The organism is Dyadobacter sp. CY326 (genome assembly GCF_021390515.1).
Taxonomy (GTDB): domain Bacteria; phylum Bacteroidota; class Bacteroidia; order Cytophagales; family Spirosomataceae; genus Dyadobacter.
Window position 1 is genome coordinate 199,268 of record NZ_JAJUXI010000002.1, and the last position, 17,985, is coordinate 217,252.

The 17,985-nt window shown below is 46.0% G+C and carries 16 protein-coding genes; 11 read left to right on the forward strand and 5 right to left on the reverse strand.

From position 1 onward, the window contains the following. Positions 1–18 precede the first annotated feature (18 nt). From LZG73_RS01400 to LZG73_RS01420, 5 genes are all read left to right on the forward strand, one after another. Positions 19–804, forward strand: coding sequence for a 2Fe-2S iron-sulfur cluster-binding protein (locus LZG73_RS01400; RefSeq protein WP_233845707.1), 786 nt, complete (start codon positions 19–21; stop codon positions 802–804). Further along, a complete protein-coding gene (locus tag LZG73_RS01405; protein WP_233845708.1) occupies positions 801–1,793 on the forward strand; it encodes a xanthine dehydrogenase family protein subunit M in 993 nt (330 codons plus the stop codon). The genes LZG73_RS01400 and LZG73_RS01405 overlap by 4 nt, the downstream gene beginning before the upstream one ends. Positions 1,794–1,810: 17 nt before the next feature. Beyond that, positions 1,811–3,931: a xanthine dehydrogenase family protein molybdopterin-binding subunit gene (locus LZG73_RS01410; RefSeq protein WP_233845709.1), complete on the forward strand. Its 2,121-nt coding sequence runs from the start codon at positions 1,811–1,813 to the stop codon at positions 3,929–3,931. Positions 3,932–4,033: 102 nt separating this feature from the next. Beyond that, a complete protein-coding gene (locus tag LZG73_RS01415) occupies positions 4,034–5,074 on the forward strand; it encodes an alpha/beta hydrolase (protein WP_409014298.1) in 1,041 nt (346 codons plus the stop codon). Between the two features lie 73 nt (positions 5,075–5,147). Then, positions 5,148–5,909, forward strand: a complete 762-nt coding sequence (locus tag LZG73_RS01420) for a DUF72 domain-containing protein (RefSeq protein ID WP_233845710.1) — start codon at positions 5,148–5,150, stop codon at positions 5,907–5,909. Between the two features lie 13 nt (positions 5,910–5,922). Here LZG73_RS01420 and LZG73_RS01425 read toward each other — a convergent pair whose 3' ends face one another. Both LZG73_RS01425 and LZG73_RS01430 read right to left on the reverse strand, forming a co-directional pair. After that, positions 5,923–6,681: an oxygenase MpaB family protein gene (locus LZG73_RS01425; RefSeq protein ID WP_233845711.1), complete on the reverse strand. Its 759-nt coding sequence runs from the start codon at positions 6,679–6,681 to the stop codon at positions 5,923–5,925. Positions 6,682–6,818: 137 nt separating this feature from the next. Then, positions 6,819–7,223 carry a response regulator gene (locus LZG73_RS01430; protein ID WP_233845712.1) on the reverse strand — a complete coding sequence of 135 codons (405 nt, stop codon included), beginning with the start codon at positions 7,221–7,223 and terminating at the stop codon, positions 6,819–6,821. A 236-nt stretch (positions 7,224–7,459) separates the two neighbouring features. Between LZG73_RS01430 and LZG73_RS01435 the strand changes: the two genes are divergently transcribed. After that, entirely contained in the window at positions 7,460–7,888 is a 429-nt protein-coding gene (locus LZG73_RS01435) for a VOC family protein (protein ID WP_233845713.1), read from the forward strand. Between the two features lie 169 nt (positions 7,889–8,057). Here LZG73_RS01435 and LZG73_RS01440 read toward each other — a convergent pair whose 3' ends face one another. The 3 genes from LZG73_RS01440 to LZG73_RS01450 all read right to left on the reverse strand — a co-directional run bounded on the left by LZG73_RS01440 (position 8,058) and on the right by LZG73_RS01450 (position 12,736). Then, the gene (locus LZG73_RS01440; RefSeq protein WP_233845714.1) at positions 8,058–9,482 is read right to left on the reverse strand and encodes a prolyl oligopeptidase family serine peptidase; all 1,425 of its coding nucleotides are present in this window, start codon (positions 9,480–9,482) and stop codon (positions 8,058–8,060) included. 172 nt (positions 9,483–9,654) lie between these two features. Beyond that, the gene (locus tag LZG73_RS01445) at positions 9,655–10,311 is read right to left on the reverse strand and encodes an SDR family NAD(P)-dependent oxidoreductase (RefSeq protein ID WP_233845715.1); all 657 of its coding nucleotides are present in this window, start codon (positions 10,309–10,311) and stop codon (positions 9,655–9,657) included. A gap of 37 nt (positions 10,312–10,348) precedes the next feature. Beyond that, positions 10,349–12,736 (reverse strand): ABC transporter permease, encoded by a 2,388-nt coding sequence (locus LZG73_RS01450; RefSeq protein ID WP_233845716.1) that lies wholly within the window; start codon positions 12,734–12,736, stop codon positions 10,349–10,351. Between the two features lie 274 nt (positions 12,737–13,010). Here LZG73_RS01450 and LZG73_RS01455 point away from each other — a divergent pair, with 274 nt between their 5' ends. From LZG73_RS01455 to LZG73_RS01475, 5 genes are all read left to right on the forward strand, one after another. Then, positions 13,011–13,268, forward strand: a complete 258-nt coding sequence (locus tag LZG73_RS01455; RefSeq protein WP_233845717.1) for a DUF3072 domain-containing protein — start codon at positions 13,011–13,013, stop codon at positions 13,266–13,268. Positions 13,269–13,302: 34 nt separating this feature from the next. Beyond that, entirely contained in the window at positions 13,303–13,857 is a 555-nt protein-coding gene (locus LZG73_RS01460; protein ID WP_233845718.1) for an SRPBCC domain-containing protein, read from the forward strand. Positions 13,858–14,061: 204 nt separating this feature from the next. After that, the gene (locus LZG73_RS01465) at positions 14,062–15,012 is read left to right on the forward strand and encodes a DUF1080 domain-containing protein (RefSeq protein WP_233845719.1); all 951 of its coding nucleotides are present in this window, start codon (positions 14,062–14,064) and stop codon (positions 15,010–15,012) included. Positions 15,013–15,496: 484 nt separating this feature from the next. Beyond that, complete coding sequence (locus LZG73_RS01470; RefSeq protein ID WP_233845720.1) at positions 15,497–16,027, forward strand: gluconate 2-dehydrogenase subunit 3 family protein; 531 nt, start codon at positions 15,497–15,499, stop codon at positions 16,025–16,027. 41 nt (positions 16,028–16,068) lie between these two features. After that, positions 16,069–17,799, forward strand: a complete 1,731-nt coding sequence (locus LZG73_RS01475) for a GMC oxidoreductase (protein WP_233845721.1) — start codon at positions 16,069–16,071, stop codon at positions 17,797–17,799. Positions 17,800–17,985: the final 186 nt, after the last annotated feature.

The following is a 17,985-nucleotide window of genomic DNA, read 5'->3' on the forward strand; positions in this document are numbered from 1 at the left end:
CCATCTCGCCCATATCCCATGAACGAAGAAGATCAATCTCCGCAGCTCACCGACGATGAACGGAAGCTGTTTGAAGACCTCATGCCCGAAGACTTAGCTGAAATCATGGACAACGGCGTCAACAGACGGCATTTTATGAAATTAATGACTTTGGCGGGTGGCGGCTTGCTAGCCTGGCAGTCGGCCGTTGCGGAACAAGTTATCACACGGCCACTTACGTCTCCACAACCAAACACGCTCGCGCCTGAGACGATTGAAAACGGCGTGGATGTGGCTTTCAAAATCAATGGTGCGGCCAAAAAAGTGGTGGTCGATTCGCGGATGACGCTGCTGGACACATTGCGGGAAAAACTGGACTTAACCGGCTCTAAAAAGGGTTGCGATCATGGCCAATGCGGTGCTTGCACGGTGATTGTCGATGGGCGACGGGTTTTGAGCTGTCTTACATTGGCGGTCAGCTGCGAAGGAAAATCGGTGAAAACAATCGAAGGCATTGCGCAAGGAAATGCTTTGCACCCCATTCAGGAAGCATTCATTAAACACGACGGTTTCCAATGCGGCTTCTGCACACCAGGGCAAATTTGCTCGGCGGTGGCATTAATGGACGAAGCGAAAAGCGGTGATGCGAGTTATGTGACCAAAAATGTCCGCAAAAAAGTCGCGCCGGTTAAGCTGTCCAATGAGGAGATCCGGGAGCGGATGTCTGGAAATATTTGTCGGTGCGGCGCCTATCCCAACATTGTTGCGGCGATTCAGGAAGTGCATAGCGGGAAAGCGGTCGAACAAAACTGGATGCTGATATGAAACCATTTAAATACATCAATGCGAAAGACGCTCCTGCGGCGGTCAAGCTTGTTTCTGAAAATCCAAATGCGCGGTTTCTGGCCGGTGGAACCAATTTACTGGATTTGATGAAGGAAAATGTGGAGCAGCCGGACGAAGTCATTGACATTACACGCATTGCTTTGACTCAAATCAAGGCGACAAGTGCTGGCGTTTCCATTGGCGGGCTCGGAAAAAATACGGATGCGGCCAATCATCCAATGATCCGTCAAAATTATCCGCTGCTTACACAGGCGATTCTGGCAGGCGCCTCGGGACAGATCCGCAATATGGCGACCAATGGAGGAAATTTGCTGCAAAGGACGCGCTGCCCATATTTTTACGATGTCAATATGCCTTGCAACAAACGCGAACCCGGATCAGGCTGCGGCGCTTTGGAAGGCATCAACCGAATGCACGCGATCTTCGGCTGGTCCGAAACGTGCGTTGCCGTATTTCCGTCTGACATGGCCATTGCACTCGCGGCGCTGGATGCGGTTGTAAAAATCCAGAGTCCAGGCGGGCAGGAAAAATCAATTCCATTCGCAGACTTTCACCGGTTGCCTGGCGATACACCAGAAAAGGACACAAACCTGGGCCACGGGGAATTGATCACAGCGATTGAGATTCCTAAGAACAATTTTGCCGAACATTCTTATTATCTCAAAGTGCGCGACAGGGCTTCCTATGCTTTTGCACTCGTGTCTGTGGCGGCCGCATTGGAAATGAATGGCAATGTGATCAAACAAGCCCGGCTTGCGATGGGCGGTGTGGCTCACAAGCCTTGGCGTGCATTGAAAGCAGAGCAAATGCTCGTGGGAAAAGAGCCAACAGAGGCCAATTTTAAACTTGCCGCAGATGCGGAGATGGCGGAGGCTAAGCCATTGGAACACAACAAATTTAAAGTTGAACTTGGCAATCGCAGCATTGTGCTTGCACTACAAATGGCTTTCAATAGCGACAAATCCTGACCTTAATCCCTGACTTCATGCAAGATAAAAATACAACCATCGGCAAACCTGTCAACCGCATTGACGGCATCCTGAAAGTGACAGGAAAAGCGGATTATTCGACGGATCATCCTGTGCAGAATCCCGCTTATGCTGTCATTTTTAAGAGCACAATTGCGTCTGGAAAGATCAAGCGCATTGACAGCATTGCTGCTGAAAAATCGGCTGGCGTTTTGGCTGTGATTACACACAACAATGCGCCTAAGCTCAATCCCAAAGGCGGCATTCGGGGTGGTGCACTGTTACAAAATGCGGATGTGCTATTTTACGGACAACACATTGGCGTGGTTGTAGCGGAGACTTTTGAACAAGCACGGCATGCGGCAGATCTGATCAAAGTGGAATACGAGCAGAGCGATGCAAGAATTGATTTTGAAAAAATATATAAGGACGGCGTAAAGCCAAAAGATAAGGAAGACGAAAAGCGCGGAGATGCAAAAGCAGCATTGGAAAATGCAGAAGTCAAAATAGAAGAAACATACGCGACGCCAATTTATCACCATCATCCGCTCGAACCACATGCGACGATTGCAGAATGGCAAGGCGACAAACTGACGCTTTACAACAGCTCGCAAATCGTGAACGGAGCTCAAAATGCGGCTGCATTGACGCTGAATCTCAAACCTGAAAATGTCCACATTGTCTCGCCTTACATTGGCGGAGGTTTTGGCTCGAAAGGTGGACAGTGGGGCAACCTGATATTAGCCGCCATAGCCGCAAAAATGGTGAACCGGCCAGTAAAGCTGGCTTTAACACGGCAACAAATGTTCAATTCCGTCGGTTTTCGGCAACGGAATTATCAGAAGGTCAGTTTGGCTGCGACCAAAGATGGAAAACTGACTGCATTGGCGCATGAAACGAGCACGCACGCTGCTATTCAGGATGAGTTTGTGGAGCCTTGCGGCGACTGCTCAAAAATTATGTATGACACGCCTAACTCGCTCATTTCCTATCGCGTGACGCCCATGAACCTGATCCTGCCCACATACACACGCGGACCGGGGAAGTCTACGGGCAGCTTTGCATTGGAATCGGCGATGGACGAATTGGCCTATAAATTAAAGATGGACCCGATTGCATTTCGGCTTAAAAATGAGCCGGAAAAAGATCCATCCAATGGAAAACCGTGGTCTTCGCGAAAAGTGGTGGAATGTTTAAATGTCGGTGCCAAAGCATTTGGTTGGGAAAAACGTAAGATGGAGCCGCGACAGCTTATTCAGGACAATTACTTGATTGGCTATGGCGTGGCTTGCGGGACTTACCCGGCGCATCAGCGCGATTCTTCGGCAATTGTAAAATTGAAACGTGAGGGAAACAATGTAACTGCAACGATCGAGCTTGCTGCGGCGGACTTGGGGACAGGAACTTACACCATTCTTGCACAGACTGCCGCTGATGCATTGGATTTGCCGATAAACAAAATTACAGTGAAAATCGGAGATTCGGACTTGCCGCCTGCTGCTGGCTCGGTGGGTTCTGTGGGCGCGACGAGTTATGCCAATGTGGTGAATGACGTTTGCAATAAGGTGACCGATGAGCTGATTGCTCGCTCTGGCAAACAATATTTTGTCCGCCCTACTGCGTCTCAATTGATGATTTCCGAGAAAATCGCCGACATTCAGGCAAGGGCTGATTCCAAACCGCTGGAAACGGCTGAGCAATATTCATCCCATAGTTTCAATGCTAATTTTGCAGAAGTCTGGGTCAACCAGTCCACTGGAATGGTGCGTGTCGAGCGCTTTCTGGCGGTGACCGGAGCAGGGAAAATTCTTAATCCAAAAACGGCCCGCTCGCAGATCATTGGCGGCAATGTTTGGGGAATTGGCATGGCGCTGACTGAGGAATCCATTGTCGATCCCCGTTACGGACATTTCGTGACCCGATCTTTGGCGGAATATCACGTTCCATCTAACCTGGACATCGGTGAGCTGGATGCAATTTTTATCAAGGAAGAAGATACGCTGTCTAACAAGTTAGGGATAAAAGGAATAGGAGAAGTTGGGATTGTGGGCGTTGCGGCCGCGGTGGCTAATGCTGTTTTCAACGCAACTGGAAAGCGGATTCGAGAGCTCCCTATTTTGCCCGACAAGTTGTTGTAATAATGTGATAAATACAATTACGGGTCGTTGGATGCATCATTCTGCTTTCGGTATTTTTCAAGCAATATCTCCTTTTCCTAAAAAGTATCTGAACTGAATCATATGAAGAAAAAACTCCTCCTCATTGCGCTGGCTTGCGCATTTTTTATGCCAAATTTCGTGTCGGCCCAGGCGAAATTGCTGGGTTCTACGGAACGCATCAAGGTCCATGGGAAATCTCTTGAAGGCAATCTGGAAGGCAACACGGCCGATCCCGATGTATCGATTTATCTGCCGCCGAGCTACAAAAAGGACTCGAAACGGCGCTATCCGGTTATTTATCTGCTCCATGGTTTTACTGATAACGACGCACAATGGTATGGATTGGTGAAGCATTGGATCAATATGCCCGTGATAGTTGATAAGGTTTTTGCAGAAGGTCAGCTCAACGAAATGATCATCGTTACCCCAAATGCATATACGCGCAGCGGCGGAAGCTTTTATTCCAATTCCATTACAGCAGGCAATTGGGAAGATTTTGTTGCAAAAGAATTGGTTTCCTACATTGATCAGCATTACCGGACCATTCCTAAGGCAACAAGTCGCGGACTCGCTGGACATTCGATGGGCGGTTATGGAACAATGCGGATTGGCGAGAAATTTCCCGATGTATTTTCCAGCATTTATGCGCTCAGCCCTTGCTGCATGGCTCCGGGAGGCAATCGTTCGCCGGAATCGCTTGCGAAAATTGAAGCTATTAAAGATCCCGCAGAATTTGCCAAGGCTGATTTTGGCACAAAAGCCGCCATTGCTTCCGCTGCCGCGTGGTCGCCGAATCCCACTAAACCGCCGTTTTACACAGACCAAATTGTGGAAAATGGTCAGCTGCAAAAAACAGTCGAACTGAAATGGGCGGCGAATGCGGGCATGGCGACGATTGATCAGTATATCAACAATCTGAAACAAATGAAGGGAATTGCATTTGATGCCGGAAATAAAGATCAACCCATTGCGGCGAATATTAAAACCTTGCATGAATTGCTTGATAATTACAAAATTGAGCACACTTACGAAGAATATGAAGGCGATCACCTGAACCGCATTGGCGAAAGAATTGAGCAAAAAATGCTGCCGTTCTTCTCAAAAAAGCTCGCGACCAAATGATAGGTTTCATTCGCTAGCACGATGTTTGCCGTCCCCACGCAGCGTTCTGCATTTGCAGCGCATTAGTGCACGAATGGAAAATAACGAATCTAAATTTTACTCAGGCACCAGCGGACTCGTTCTGCCGGTGCCTAACAAGCAGTTTTACCCGGAAGAATACAAAGACAAAAGCCGGTTGACATATTATGCTTCCCTGTTTAACAGCATTGAGATCAACAGCTCATTTTACAAAGTTCCACTGGCTTCCACGGTGAGGAATTGGGCTACGCAAGTGCCTGATAGTTTTGTGTTTACCTTCAAATTATGGCGCGACATTACGCATAACAAGGGTTTAATTTTCAATCCCGATGATGTGAGCCGATTTATGCAAGTCATTAATGAGATAGGCTCAAAAAAAGGCTGTTTGCTCGTCCAGTTTCCGCCCAGTCTGAAAGCGATTTTGCTTCCGCAACTTGAAACACTTTTAAACACAATCGCAGCTGCCGACCCGGAAAAGCTTTGGAAAGTTGCTTTGGAATTCCGGCATAACTCCTGGTATGAGGATGAAGTTTTTGAATTAATCGAACATTTTGGATTTGAGATTGTGATCCATGACAAACCTGGCTCTGCACCTGGCTTACTGGAATCAGAAGGAGACTTTAAGTATGTTCGTTTTCACGGCCCGAATGGTGATTACCGCGGGCAATATGAAGATGCGTTTTTATATGAATTTGCCGAACAAATGCAGGATTGGATCGCGGATGGGAAGACTGTTTTTGCCTATTTCAACAACACAATGGGTGAAGCAATCAAAGATCTTAATTTGCTCAATGCCACTATCCCGAAAGATTTTTAACAAAACTACTTTGTTATCGGATGTCGAGGGCGGCAATTTCTGCCTTGTATTTTTCGGGCAAAATTACATTGCGCATGGTGTGATGCATTCCAAAAACGCGCAAGAATTTGTATGCAGGCAGGATTGCGGTCAAGGCTGAAACCTTGCGTAATGACAGCATTTGATGCACTTTTCCGGGAACAATTTCAGCCTGCACTTCTTTGAGCAACAGATATCTAGCAAGGCCGAGATGCTTTTGATATTGTTTGTAAAGATCTATTGAAAAAGCGCTTTCTGCGAGGTTATTATTCAAATGCTGACGCCGCATTTCCTCCCATTCAACAAAATTTTCGGGTAAGCCCGCTATCCGCATCCGCGCCCCAACCTGGTAAAAAGTTTCGAAGACTTCCGCCTTTTCATGCTTCGTGAGCTTTTTCTCCAATAATTCATATGATCGAATGGAATAGTCGATGAGCATAAAAAGAACATCGCGATATGCCCAATCGGGAATTTTCGCTCCGCGCCTATTTTCCACTTCCTGATGAATGGCGGTGATTTGGTCAATCGCTTTCATGGCCGCCTCTTGTTCTGAAAAAACGATCTTACGTGCATAGGCAACTGTTGAGAAAAGCCTTCCGAGGGGATCAGCAGGCAGTTTTCCTGTAAAATAAAGCCAGTCGACCGATTTGTTCACAGCAAATTCGGCAGAAGCGCCAGCAAAAATAAAGAGGATTGTATCCGCCTTTCCCCAGATTTCCCGCACAATCGAACCTTCTTTAACAAACCAAGTCATATTTTCTTAACGCTTCAATTGAATATTCCTTTTCACAACAATAAATTTATAAAAAGTACTTTGCAATACAAAGTTAATTTTCAAAGGATGTGAGTTGTATTTTATGATTTGGATTACGGACGGGGATAAAATCGCAGTTAGTTAGCGCCAAAAAACCGGGAGAGAATACTTTTGGCAATGTCGAGAAGCGCTTTGAAATTATTAGGCTTGACAATAAAATCGTCGGCCCCTGCATCGAGGGCTCGCTTTTTGAGTTCTGGATTACTGGATGTGGACATCATTACGGCCGGCAAATCGGCAAGCTCCGGCTCGGACCGGATCTCCTTAATGGCTTCAATGCCATTCATTTTTGGCATATTCATATCCACCAATACGACTGTTTCCGACAAGTCATCCGCATTTTTCACATTAGCGATCAACTCCTTACCATCCTCAGCTTCAATGACGGTCACATCAGGATTGGCTTCTTCTAATGCGTCTTTAATCAGCATCCTGTCGTCTTCGTCATCGTCTGCGAGGTGCACTGTCTGTCCTTCTGCCATATTCCTGTAAAAGCTTGAAATACAAAAATATTAAATATTTATCGTTTATCAGAATGCAAGAATGAGTGCCCGCAAAAAGGAAACTTTTTCCCTGCCTGGTTGAAAGAAAATGCAGCAACATTTATGTCCCATAAGCCCCCTGCTGTTGTCCCTTTTACGGGCGATAGAATAGCGTTTCACTTATTAATTTTGTATTATCAAATCCACAAATCAACCTATAACTTAGTCTTTTCGCTATGCCTAAATTAAACGCTTACCTCAACTTTGATGGAAAATCGGAAGAGGCTTTCAATTTTTACAAATCCGTTTTTGGCGGAGAGTTTTCTTCAATTCAAAGAATGTCTGACATGCCCGGCGCGGAGCAGCTTGCCGAAAATGAAAGAACCCGTTTGATGCACATTGCACTTCCCATTGGAAACGGTGATGTGTTAATGGCTTCTGACACAGTGCCTTCTATGGGTCACCAACTAACAATCGGAAACAATTTTTATGTTTCAGTCTTTGCCGAGAGCCGTGAAGAAGCGGATCGCCTTTTTGCAGGTTTGTCCGTCGGAGGAGAAATTGAAATGCCGCTTGCAGATATGTTCTGGGGCGATTATTATGGCAGCTTCCATGATCAATTTGGCATCGGCTGGATGATCAATGTTCCAAACCAACATAACTAAGATTCTCTCTTCCCACCCGCGCTAGTTCAAAGGCCCACCTTTGGACTTCTTATTGTAAGGCCTCCGGCCGGTTTAGCATTGTGCTTCCGGCCGGAGGCCTTACAATATTAGGCACGAAGGTGGACCTTCGCGCCAACGACAGTGAACCTTCGCGCCAACGGCGCACCGGTTAATCTTTCTTTTGGGCGAAGAGCCAGTCCATTAAATGCGGTTCTTCCTTGACGTTTCGCCAAATATCATGGCCGGATTGTTTGTACTCGGTGTATTTAGGCTTCCCACCCGCTTTCTCGATTGCGTCGATAATATCTCGTGTGCCACTGACCGGAGCCAGGCGGTCTTTTGCTCCATGGAAAGCCCATATAGGCATGTTTGTCAGGACTTTACCCATTTTGGGATCGCCTCCTCCGCAAATGGGAATGGCAGCGGCAAACATTTCAGGATGTGTGCCGATAAAATGCCACGAACCATAACCGCCGCTTGAAATGCCCATCACGTAAAGCCGTTTTGCATCAACAGGATAATCAGTTTTCAATGTATTAATAGCGTCGATGACCAGCGTATCAATGTTGGGATAATTGGGAATGCCTCCAAAACCTTCACCTTCCGGACAATGCGGCATAAAAATGAATGCGGGATATTTCTTCCGATTTTCCTCATTGAAAAGAAACGGAGCCGGGTCGGCGGCGAGCTGTCGCATGTTGTCTTTTCCGTGCGCGCCGCCATGATGCAGGCAAACCACCATCGGATATTGTTTTGTGGAATCGTAACTCGCCGGGAACATCAGGCGGTAACGCAGCGTGTCACCTGTTGCGTTCACGAAATTTCGTGGTGGAACTGCTGTGGCTAATTTGCTGATTTCAGGCGTCGGCACAAACGGCTTGCTGGACCTCGAACGAATGCTTTCTCCAACAAAACTCATCCCGAAAAACAAAATACCCAATATGCCCAAAACTTTAAGCAGTTCGCGCCAGACGATCGGGGTGGTTTTCGCTTCCGCCACAGCCATCGCTTTTGTCTCTCGCAACATATTGAGTAAGAACATAATGGGAACGCAAATGCTGGCGACAGCGGTTAATCGGTGGATTTTTTCCACGAGCAATCTCAATGCTATGTCCTGAGTGTTATGAAACCAGAGCATGGTGACCAGCAAAATGGCGCCAGAAATAATGGACATAATTCCCGACCACATAAGCCAGGGTCGTTCCCTAACATTTGAAAATGCCAATGCAAAACCAAACAAGATGCCAACCACCAATGTCGTCGCGCTTGCGGATACAAAGAAGCTTTGCAGATTGCGAAACATTAAAATATTGTAGACCAGCGCAATCTGCCCAACGGTCGCGATCGTATGAATCAGACCAGCAGTAAATGCGATCCGATAACCTTTGTTTAGAAAATAACGCAGCATTGCCACGGACGCAACCGCGAAAATGAAACCGAAGAGCAAAAGCCAGGGATAAAAAGAGTCGAAAGTCAGGATTCTCGAACCAAGCTGCAAACTGACTACGCCCTGGATTAAGACAGAAATAATGTGTAAAACCAGGAACAGGATCGTAAACGAATAGAAATCACGGGACAACGCGCGGTTTAGCATGATCATTAGTTTTTAGGTTACAATCAACCGTCGCAAATGCTGGCGGCTTTACTTAATCAACTAAAATTCAGACCGATGCGAAACTACTTATTCGATTTCATGCGGTTACATAACTGGTAAAATGCTAGTTTGGATGGCGAGACATTGCATTCAGATCACATTGCCTCATTCATTAAAATGTAATTTCCGTCCGCAGTTCCCTGTCCTCAATGATGTCCAGAATAGTTTGCGCAATGGCCTCGGTGCTGGTCCATTTTGAAAAATCTGCGTCGGGCATAAAACTGCGGTTAAGCGCGGTGTCGATGATTTCGGGCAATAGAATGTGCGCTGAAATGCCATCTGACTTTCCGCTTTTATTGATGAGATCGTGGAAATTATACAGCATTTGTTTGGACAACGAATATGCAAAATTGTCGTTTGCCGTCTGCGGCTCCATAGCTAGTTTTGAACCAATAAAAATGAGCTTGCCGCCGCCATTAGCTCTGTAATGTGCAATAAGATTTTTGGCTGTTGTAAATGCGGTTGCAAAATTGAGGTTCACCATGTCAGTAATATCACGCATTGCTGCCTTTTCCAAACCGCCCGCCGCAAATCCGCCTGCCAGAAAAACGCCTGCATGAATGCGGTCATTGGATGACAAAACATCTTGAAAAAATGCGTCAGCCTGCTCACTATCAGCGAGATCAGCTTCATAATTAAACACATTGACATTGTTGGAATCACTGTTTTTCCTTACAGCAAGATGCAGATGGTAGTCCTGATCCGCTAATGTTTGAACGACAGTTTTGCCCAGGTGTCCTGCGCCGCCGGTGATGAGAATATTTTTCATATCACAAAGCTACAACCCAGATTACAACCAGCAAAAGCTATTCTGAACGCAAACTTTGAACGGGATTTTTTAGAGCGGCTTTAATGCTCTGAAAGCTGACTGTGACCAATGCAACGACAATGGACAATGATCCGCCTAGCACGAAAATCCACCACTCCATTTCGGTTTTATAAGCAAAGTTTTGCAGCCACGAATGCATCATGTAAGCGCCCAACGGCACGGCGATCACAATGGAAATGAGCACCAGTTTGAGAAAATCCGTGGAAAGCAATGCAATGACGCTGGCAACCGAAGCTCCCAGCACTTTTCTGACGCCAATTTCTTTGGTGCGTTTCTCAGCCGTGAAAGTCGTAAGGCCAAATAAGCCTAGGCACGCAATCACAATTGCAATGCCGGAAAACGCCAGGAACATGCTGCCTTTACGCTCGTCGGCGCTGTATTGACGGGCAAATGTTTGATCAAGAAAAGCATAATCAAATGGTTGTCCGGGATTGACTTTTTCAAAACTGCTGCGCAAATAGTGCAATGCTGCGCGCGTATCATGCCCGGAAAAGCGAATGTATAAATTTCCGGCATTGCGCTTTTTCAAAACCATCACCAGCGGTTCAATGCGGTTATGCAGCGAACGCAAGTGAAAATCGCTCATCACGCCTGCGATCGGAACCCTTTTGGTGTCTACTTCAATTAATCCCTCGTCCATGCTCTTCCAGCCCAAGCGCTTGATCATGGCCTCATTTACAAGCACCGAAAACGTCGAGTCACCGTCAATGCTTCCCGAAAAACCGGCGCCTTCTTTCAATTTAATTTGCATCACGTCGAGAAAATCTGCGTCCACGTGAAAATATTCTGTTCCAATGGGCAGCTCGGCGCCTTTTGAATAAAAACTAAATGTCGTTTTGTTATTCAACCCTTCTCCTACTACGCCATCGGACAGACTCACGTGCTTGATCAAAGGACTTTCCAGCAGCCGATTTTTCAAAACATCGGCTGACATTTGCGCTGCCGGACTTTTTAGTGATAATGTGATCACCTGTTCCTGGTTAAAACCCAGCTCAGAACTGCGCATATAACGCAATTGCCTGTAAACCACAATGGTGCCCAAAATCATGATTATCGAAATAGAGAATTGCAGCACAACCAGCGATTTGCGCAAAAATTGCCCGCCTCCACTGGCGTTCGACGCTCCTTTTAGCACAAGGGCAGGTTTGAATTTTGATAAGATAAAAGCCGGATAAACGCCACTCAAAATGCCAGTCAACAGCGCGAATCCAGTGAGAAAGCCGATTGTTTTTAAATCGAAGATGTCAAAGCGAAGCGTTTTATCAGCAATAAAATTGAACACGGGAAGCAGCGAAATAACCATAATGACGCTTAGCAACACCGCAAGAAACGACATAAGCATTGATTCCGTCAAAAACTGCTTAACCAGTTGCGACTTTTGCGAACCCACCGCTTTACGAACACCGATTTCCTTCGCCCGACCCAATGATCTGGCCGTTGCGAGATTCACATAATTCACAATGGCGATCAACAAAATGAAGAGCGCTATGGTCGAAAAAGTGTAGACATAAGCCATCGAGCTGCCATTTTCTTCTCCCGATAAATGTGACGATTTTAAATGAATGTCCGTAAGCGGCTGCAAAACAATGTTGAAATTGACCTTCGTGCCGGTTTCATCGCCAATCGCACTTGCAATGTATTTTTTATAAAAAGCGGGCATTTTCGCTTCCAGATCAGCGACTTTCGCCTGGTGATTCAGCATTACATAAGTCCAGGAGTTGAAACTGTCCCATTTTAGCAAATCCGTATTATTTACAGACTGGTTGCTGTAAGGCAAAATCGCATCAAACTTCAAATGATGATTAGCAGGCGCATTGCTGATAACGGCCGAAATCATCATTGGAATACTGTCCTTCACCGTCACGACTTTCCCAATCAATCCCGTAGTTTTCCCAAATAATTTCAGCGCCAGTTTTTCTGTCAGCACCAGGCTGTTTTGACTTGCTAACGCTGTTTTCCCATTGCCATCCAGAAAATTATAGTGGAAAAAATCGAAGATTGTCGGGTCTGAAAAAACGATTTGCTTGACATAAATTGACTTTTCACCTGCTCTCAGAGTCAGATCCCGCGGCTTGATGCGGACGGTTTCTTTAACTTCCGCATAATCGCGCTGCAAGGTCGGCCCGAATGGCGCTGAGGACTGGCTCATTTTATAATCGTTATCAGCCCATTTTACGTGCAGATTGAGCCTGTAAATGTCGTCCGAATGGCTGTGATAACGGTCGAAACTCAACTCGTCCATCACATACAACCCGAGCGCAACTGCGCAGGTCATGCCCGTTGCGAGGCCGATGAGAATGAGGAAACTGTAAGTTTTGTTTCGGATCAAGTTGCGCCAGGCAATTTTGAAGTAATTCTGCAGCATATGAGAAGCCGTTTTCTGGATTGTAAGCTGATCTTGCAAACAATTATACCATTCTCAAAATACGCCCTGAAATCCCAGAAAGGAACATTAAGAGCAAATGTCTGTTCAAATGCGAACACGATTGTCCGGTCACATGGCAACGTTTGGAAAGCCGTTTTTTGAATGCGTGGCTAAAATGACTTTGGTCAAACCTTCCAGAAGCGAAAGCAGTTCACTTAAAGGCAAGCGGCTGGCGCAGTTTTTTTATCTAATTAAATAAAAATCTCAAACTAAAATGGCAAATAAAGAACAAGACGCGCTTGACGAGAATGCAAAAACCTCAGGCCAAAATCAGGAAATCAAAGGGTCGAATGCAGTAAAAGATCCGGACGAATGGACGACGGGAGAAGAACCAATGACCGGTGCCCAGGAGTCATATCTGAAAACATTGTCGGACGAGGCAGGCGTTGAATTCGATAGCACATTGAACAAAGCAGAAGCTTCAAAACGGATCGACGAATTGCAGCATAAGACCGGGCGCGGGTTAAAATAAGCTTGCTCCTTTACTTTTAAAACAATTACACTTCATGGAAACTGAACAAAAAAACCAAACTATTGAAATCAGTCATGACTTTTCGGCCGATGTCCAGTCGCTTTACAAGGCTTGGACGGAAGAAGAGCAGCTGAAACAATGGTGGCGGCCGACGGGTAACACGCTCGTAAATGTCGTCAATGAATTGCAGGAAGGCGGTGCAGTTGAATATCATTTTAAGGAGGCTGGCCTGCGTGTGACCGGGAATTACAAAGAAGTGTCGCCTAATGAAAAACTGGTGTATTCGTGGAACTGGGAACTGGAAGATCCGGCAACAGAAAAAACGGAATATGTGCTGACTATCAGATTTGAAGCCAAGGAAAATGGCAGCACTTTGCACGTTTTGCAAGAAGGTTTTTCGAACCAGGAAGAAATTATCCCGCATCAGGATGGCTGGGAAAAAGGACTTCAAAGTTTGAATGACCATTTGGAAAACGGAAGTTCGACAAGCGACACAAGCGCGCAGAATACAAGTGATTCGTCTGGAATGGGCGATCGTTCCGGCGGTTATAATGAGGCCCCTGAGCAGGTTAAAGTTGGCGGTGGCTAAGCCATCGAATTCTTGGTTTTCAAGATTTTCGCTGACATTAAATTAGTAAAATAACAGAAAAAGCGGTGCGTTTTCCGGGCAATAAATCAGCCGGTGACCATCGCTTTTTTCTTTGCAATCTGGCTCATCGTATCAAAGTTGTGAAAATGCATGTGTGCGCAGTAATTTATTTTTAAATTGACCCTCCTTAAACTTTATCCATATATGAAACGATTTTTTAAGACCTGCTTACTTTCTCTGGCATTCTTTCCTGCCGCTTTTTCAAACAATTTTAACTCACATCCTGCCCAACCTGCTGCCGCTCCTATTGAAGGACGCTGGGACATTACGGTTGATATGGCTGGCAAAATGGCCCCGTCATGGCTGGAAGTGCGCCATTCAGGAAACCATACGCTCATTGGACAATTTACCAGCGTTTCCGGCAGCGCCAGACCAATTTCGGAAGTGCATTTCAAGGATGGCAAGTTTAATTTTGAAATCCCGCCGCAATGGGAAAAAGGCGATAAGAACTTCACATTGGAAGGCACATTAACCGGCGAAAAACTTGCCGGGTCCGTAAGCACGCCGGATGGCAAAACTTACACATTTACAGGCGTTCGTGCGCCTTCGTTGCGCAGAACCGCTGCGCCGGTTTGGGGAACGCCTATTAAACTGACCGATGGCAACCAGATTAAAGGATGGCATGCAGCTGGCGAAAACCAGTGGGTCGCTGAAAACGGCATTCTACGCAGTCCGAAATCGGGTGCTAACCTTATTACTGATCAAAAATTCAATGATTTTAAACTGCACGTTGAGTTCCGCATTCCGAAAGGGAGCAACAGCGGGGTTTATCTGAGAGGCCGTTATGAAGTGCAGGTTACAGATAGCAAAGGCATGGAACCGTCTCTGGATCAGCTAGGTGCAGTTTACGGCTTTCTCGTTCCAAGCGAAATGATGGCAAAAGATCCGGGCGAATGGCAATCATTTGACATTACGCTTGTGGGCCGCATGCTCACACTTGTAACCAACGGAAAAACGGTGATCACCAATCAGGAAATCCCGGGCATTACGGGCGGCGCATTGGACAGCAACGAAGGCGAGCCGGGACCACTGTACATTCAGGGTGACCACGGACCGGTGGAATATCGCAACATTGTGATCACGCCTGCCAAATAAAAAGGAGCTGGAAAAATTCCAGCCCCTTTTCTCAACACACACTTCAATGAAAGCTTATCAATCAAGATGTTAAATACGCATTTGCTGCGCTTGGTCACTCATTCTATTTAGTCAGGTTTGTTATGTTACGTATTATAGTTTGATATTTTTTGGCCGTTTTCAATTTCAATTCTTCGTTTTCTAAAAAAATATCTCCCCTGAAAATCAGGGAAGATATCTGCATTATTTACTCAACGTTCCTCTATTACTTAACCTTTAAACTCGCTCGCCAGACCGGAGAGATCTGACGAATTGCCTAAGCCTTGGTTCAGAATATTAATCAAATATGGCATGTTCGGAGCAGCTGAGCCAAAACCGTTGATTCACCGGCAGGGCTCAGTTAATTTACGGAAAATTGTGGCCTCATATGGCGATAATTCTTTGTCAGTTGTTATATTTAAAGGTTTATTTTAATTAAATTCATTCCGACTTAAATCCTTAACTAATGAACCGTAGAGAAGCTGTTCAAAAAATAACATTCCTCCTTGGAGGCACGCTCTCAGCTCCTTTGATGGCGGGCATCATGGGGGAAAGATTGAATTTCGGTCCATCACTCGAACTTTCTGCAGATCAGGAGGCGCTTTTGGCGGACGTTGCCGATGTGATCATCCCGACAACCGGAACGCCCGGAGCTAAGGCGGCAGGAGCCGACAAGTTCATCACCCGCATCATGCGCGATTGCTACGAAATAGCCGATCAGAAAAAATTCTATTCAGGACTTGATAAAATTGATGCGCAAAGCAAAGAGGTTTATGGAAAAGGGTTTTCTGCCCTCGACGCGACACAGAAAAACGACATTGTAAAACGCACAACGGTTTCTGACAAGCCATTTTTCCTGCAAATGAAGGGCTTAACCATCACCGGATATTTCACTTCTGAAATTGGGGCAACACAAGCACTTGATTATCTGCCGATTCCAGGAAGATTTGACGGAAGCTGGCCAATGCCAAAAGGACAAAAAAGCTGGGCACTTTAATTGACTATCCCTGACCAAACTCTTAAATAAGATCCCTTAAAATGGCGAATTTAAATATTGACGCATTAAAAGAAATCACCTACGACGCAATCGTGATCGGTTCCGGCGTATCTGGCGGCTGGGCGGCAAAGGAACTAACAGAAAAAGGACTGAAAGTTTTGATGTTGGAAAAAGGCAAAAACCTGGAACACGTTACAGGTTACGACTACGCGCTGAAAGCACCCTGGGAAACGCAATACAACGGCCGCCTTACGGTAAAACAGAAAGAAACACATCCATTCCTGTCCCGCGATTATCCGTATAATGAAATGACGGAAAAATACTGGATGAATGACATGGACGCTCCATATGAAGAGAAAAAGAGATTCGACTGGTTCCGTCCGAACATTGTTGGCGGAAAGTCAATCATGTGGGGCCGGCAGTCGTACAGGCTGAGCGACATTGATTTTGAGGCAAATTTAAAAGATGGTGTGGCTGTTGACTGGCCTATCCGTTACAAAGACATTGCGCCCTGGTATTCTTATGTTGAAAAACACGTGGGAATTTCGGGTGAGAAATTGGGTCTGCCGCAATTGCCGGACAGCGACTTCATTCCGCCGATGGACATGTATTTCGTTGAAAAAGAGGTTAGAAAAAGACTTGAAAAGCAGTTTCCAGGCCGCAACATGACCATCGGACGTGTGGCTAACCTTTCGCAACCTACGAAAATTCAACTCGAAGGAGGGCGCTCTCCGTGTCAGTATCGCAACAGATGCGCATTGGGATGTCCATACGGCGCATATTTCAGCACGCAATCGAGCACATTGCCCCCAGCAGTTAAAACGGGTTTGCTGACACTTCGTCCTGATTCGGTGGTTCGTGAAATCATTTATGATGCAAAATCCGGCGCAAACGGCGTGGGCAAGGCAACCGGCGTTCGTGTTGTTGACTCAGTGACGTTGCAGGAAAAAGAATATTTCGCAGGGCTGATCTTCGTCTGCGCAAGTGCATTGGCATCGACAGCATTGCTTCTTAACTCAACTTCCGAGCGCTTTCCAAACGGAATGGGCAACGATTCAGGTGAATTAGGCCACAATTTGATGGATCACCATTTCAGAACCGGCGCTAGCGGCGTTTGGGAAGGTGATTTGGATAAATATTATTTCGGACGTCGTGCAAACGGAATATACATTCCACGTTACCGCAACATTGGTTCTGACAAACGCGATTATCTGCGTGGATTTGGTTACCAGGGAGGCGGCGGCCGGCAAGGATGGCAGCGCAATGTTGCCGAGCTTTCTTTTGGAGCGGATTTCAAAGAAGAACTGACCACTCCGGGCAACTGGACAATGGGTTTTGGTGGCTTTGGCGAAACATTGCCTTACCACGAAAATTACATGTATTTGAACAAGGAAAAGAAAGATAAATTCGGCATGCCGTTGGTTGTCTTCGATGCAGATCTTCGTGAAAACGAGAAAAAGATGCGCGTGGATATGATGAATGATGCCGCCGAAATGCTGGAAAAATCAGGTTTGAAAAACGTGAAAACGCATGACAATGGTTCATATCTGGGCATGGCGATTCACGAAATGGGAACGGCAAGAATGGGCCGCGATCCGAAAACTTCGGTTTTGAATGGTAACAACCAGTTGCATTCCGTTAAAAATGTGTTTGTAACAGACGGAGCCGCAATGACTTCCGCATCTTGTGTAAACCCGTCATTAACTTACATGGCACTATCAGCCCGCGCAGTTGATTTCGCTGTGAAAGAATCCAAGAAGAAAAATATCTAATTTTAATGTATAGACTTTCCAGGTTTCCAAAACCTGGAAAGTCTCGCTCAAATGACAGCATTTCCTATTAATAGCAAACTATCCAGGTTCTACACCCGGATAGTTTTTTTATGCTAGATAAAGAATCATCAATATCCGTATCTGCAAATTTTTGCGGAATTAGCATTCATAATTCGCGATTTATTG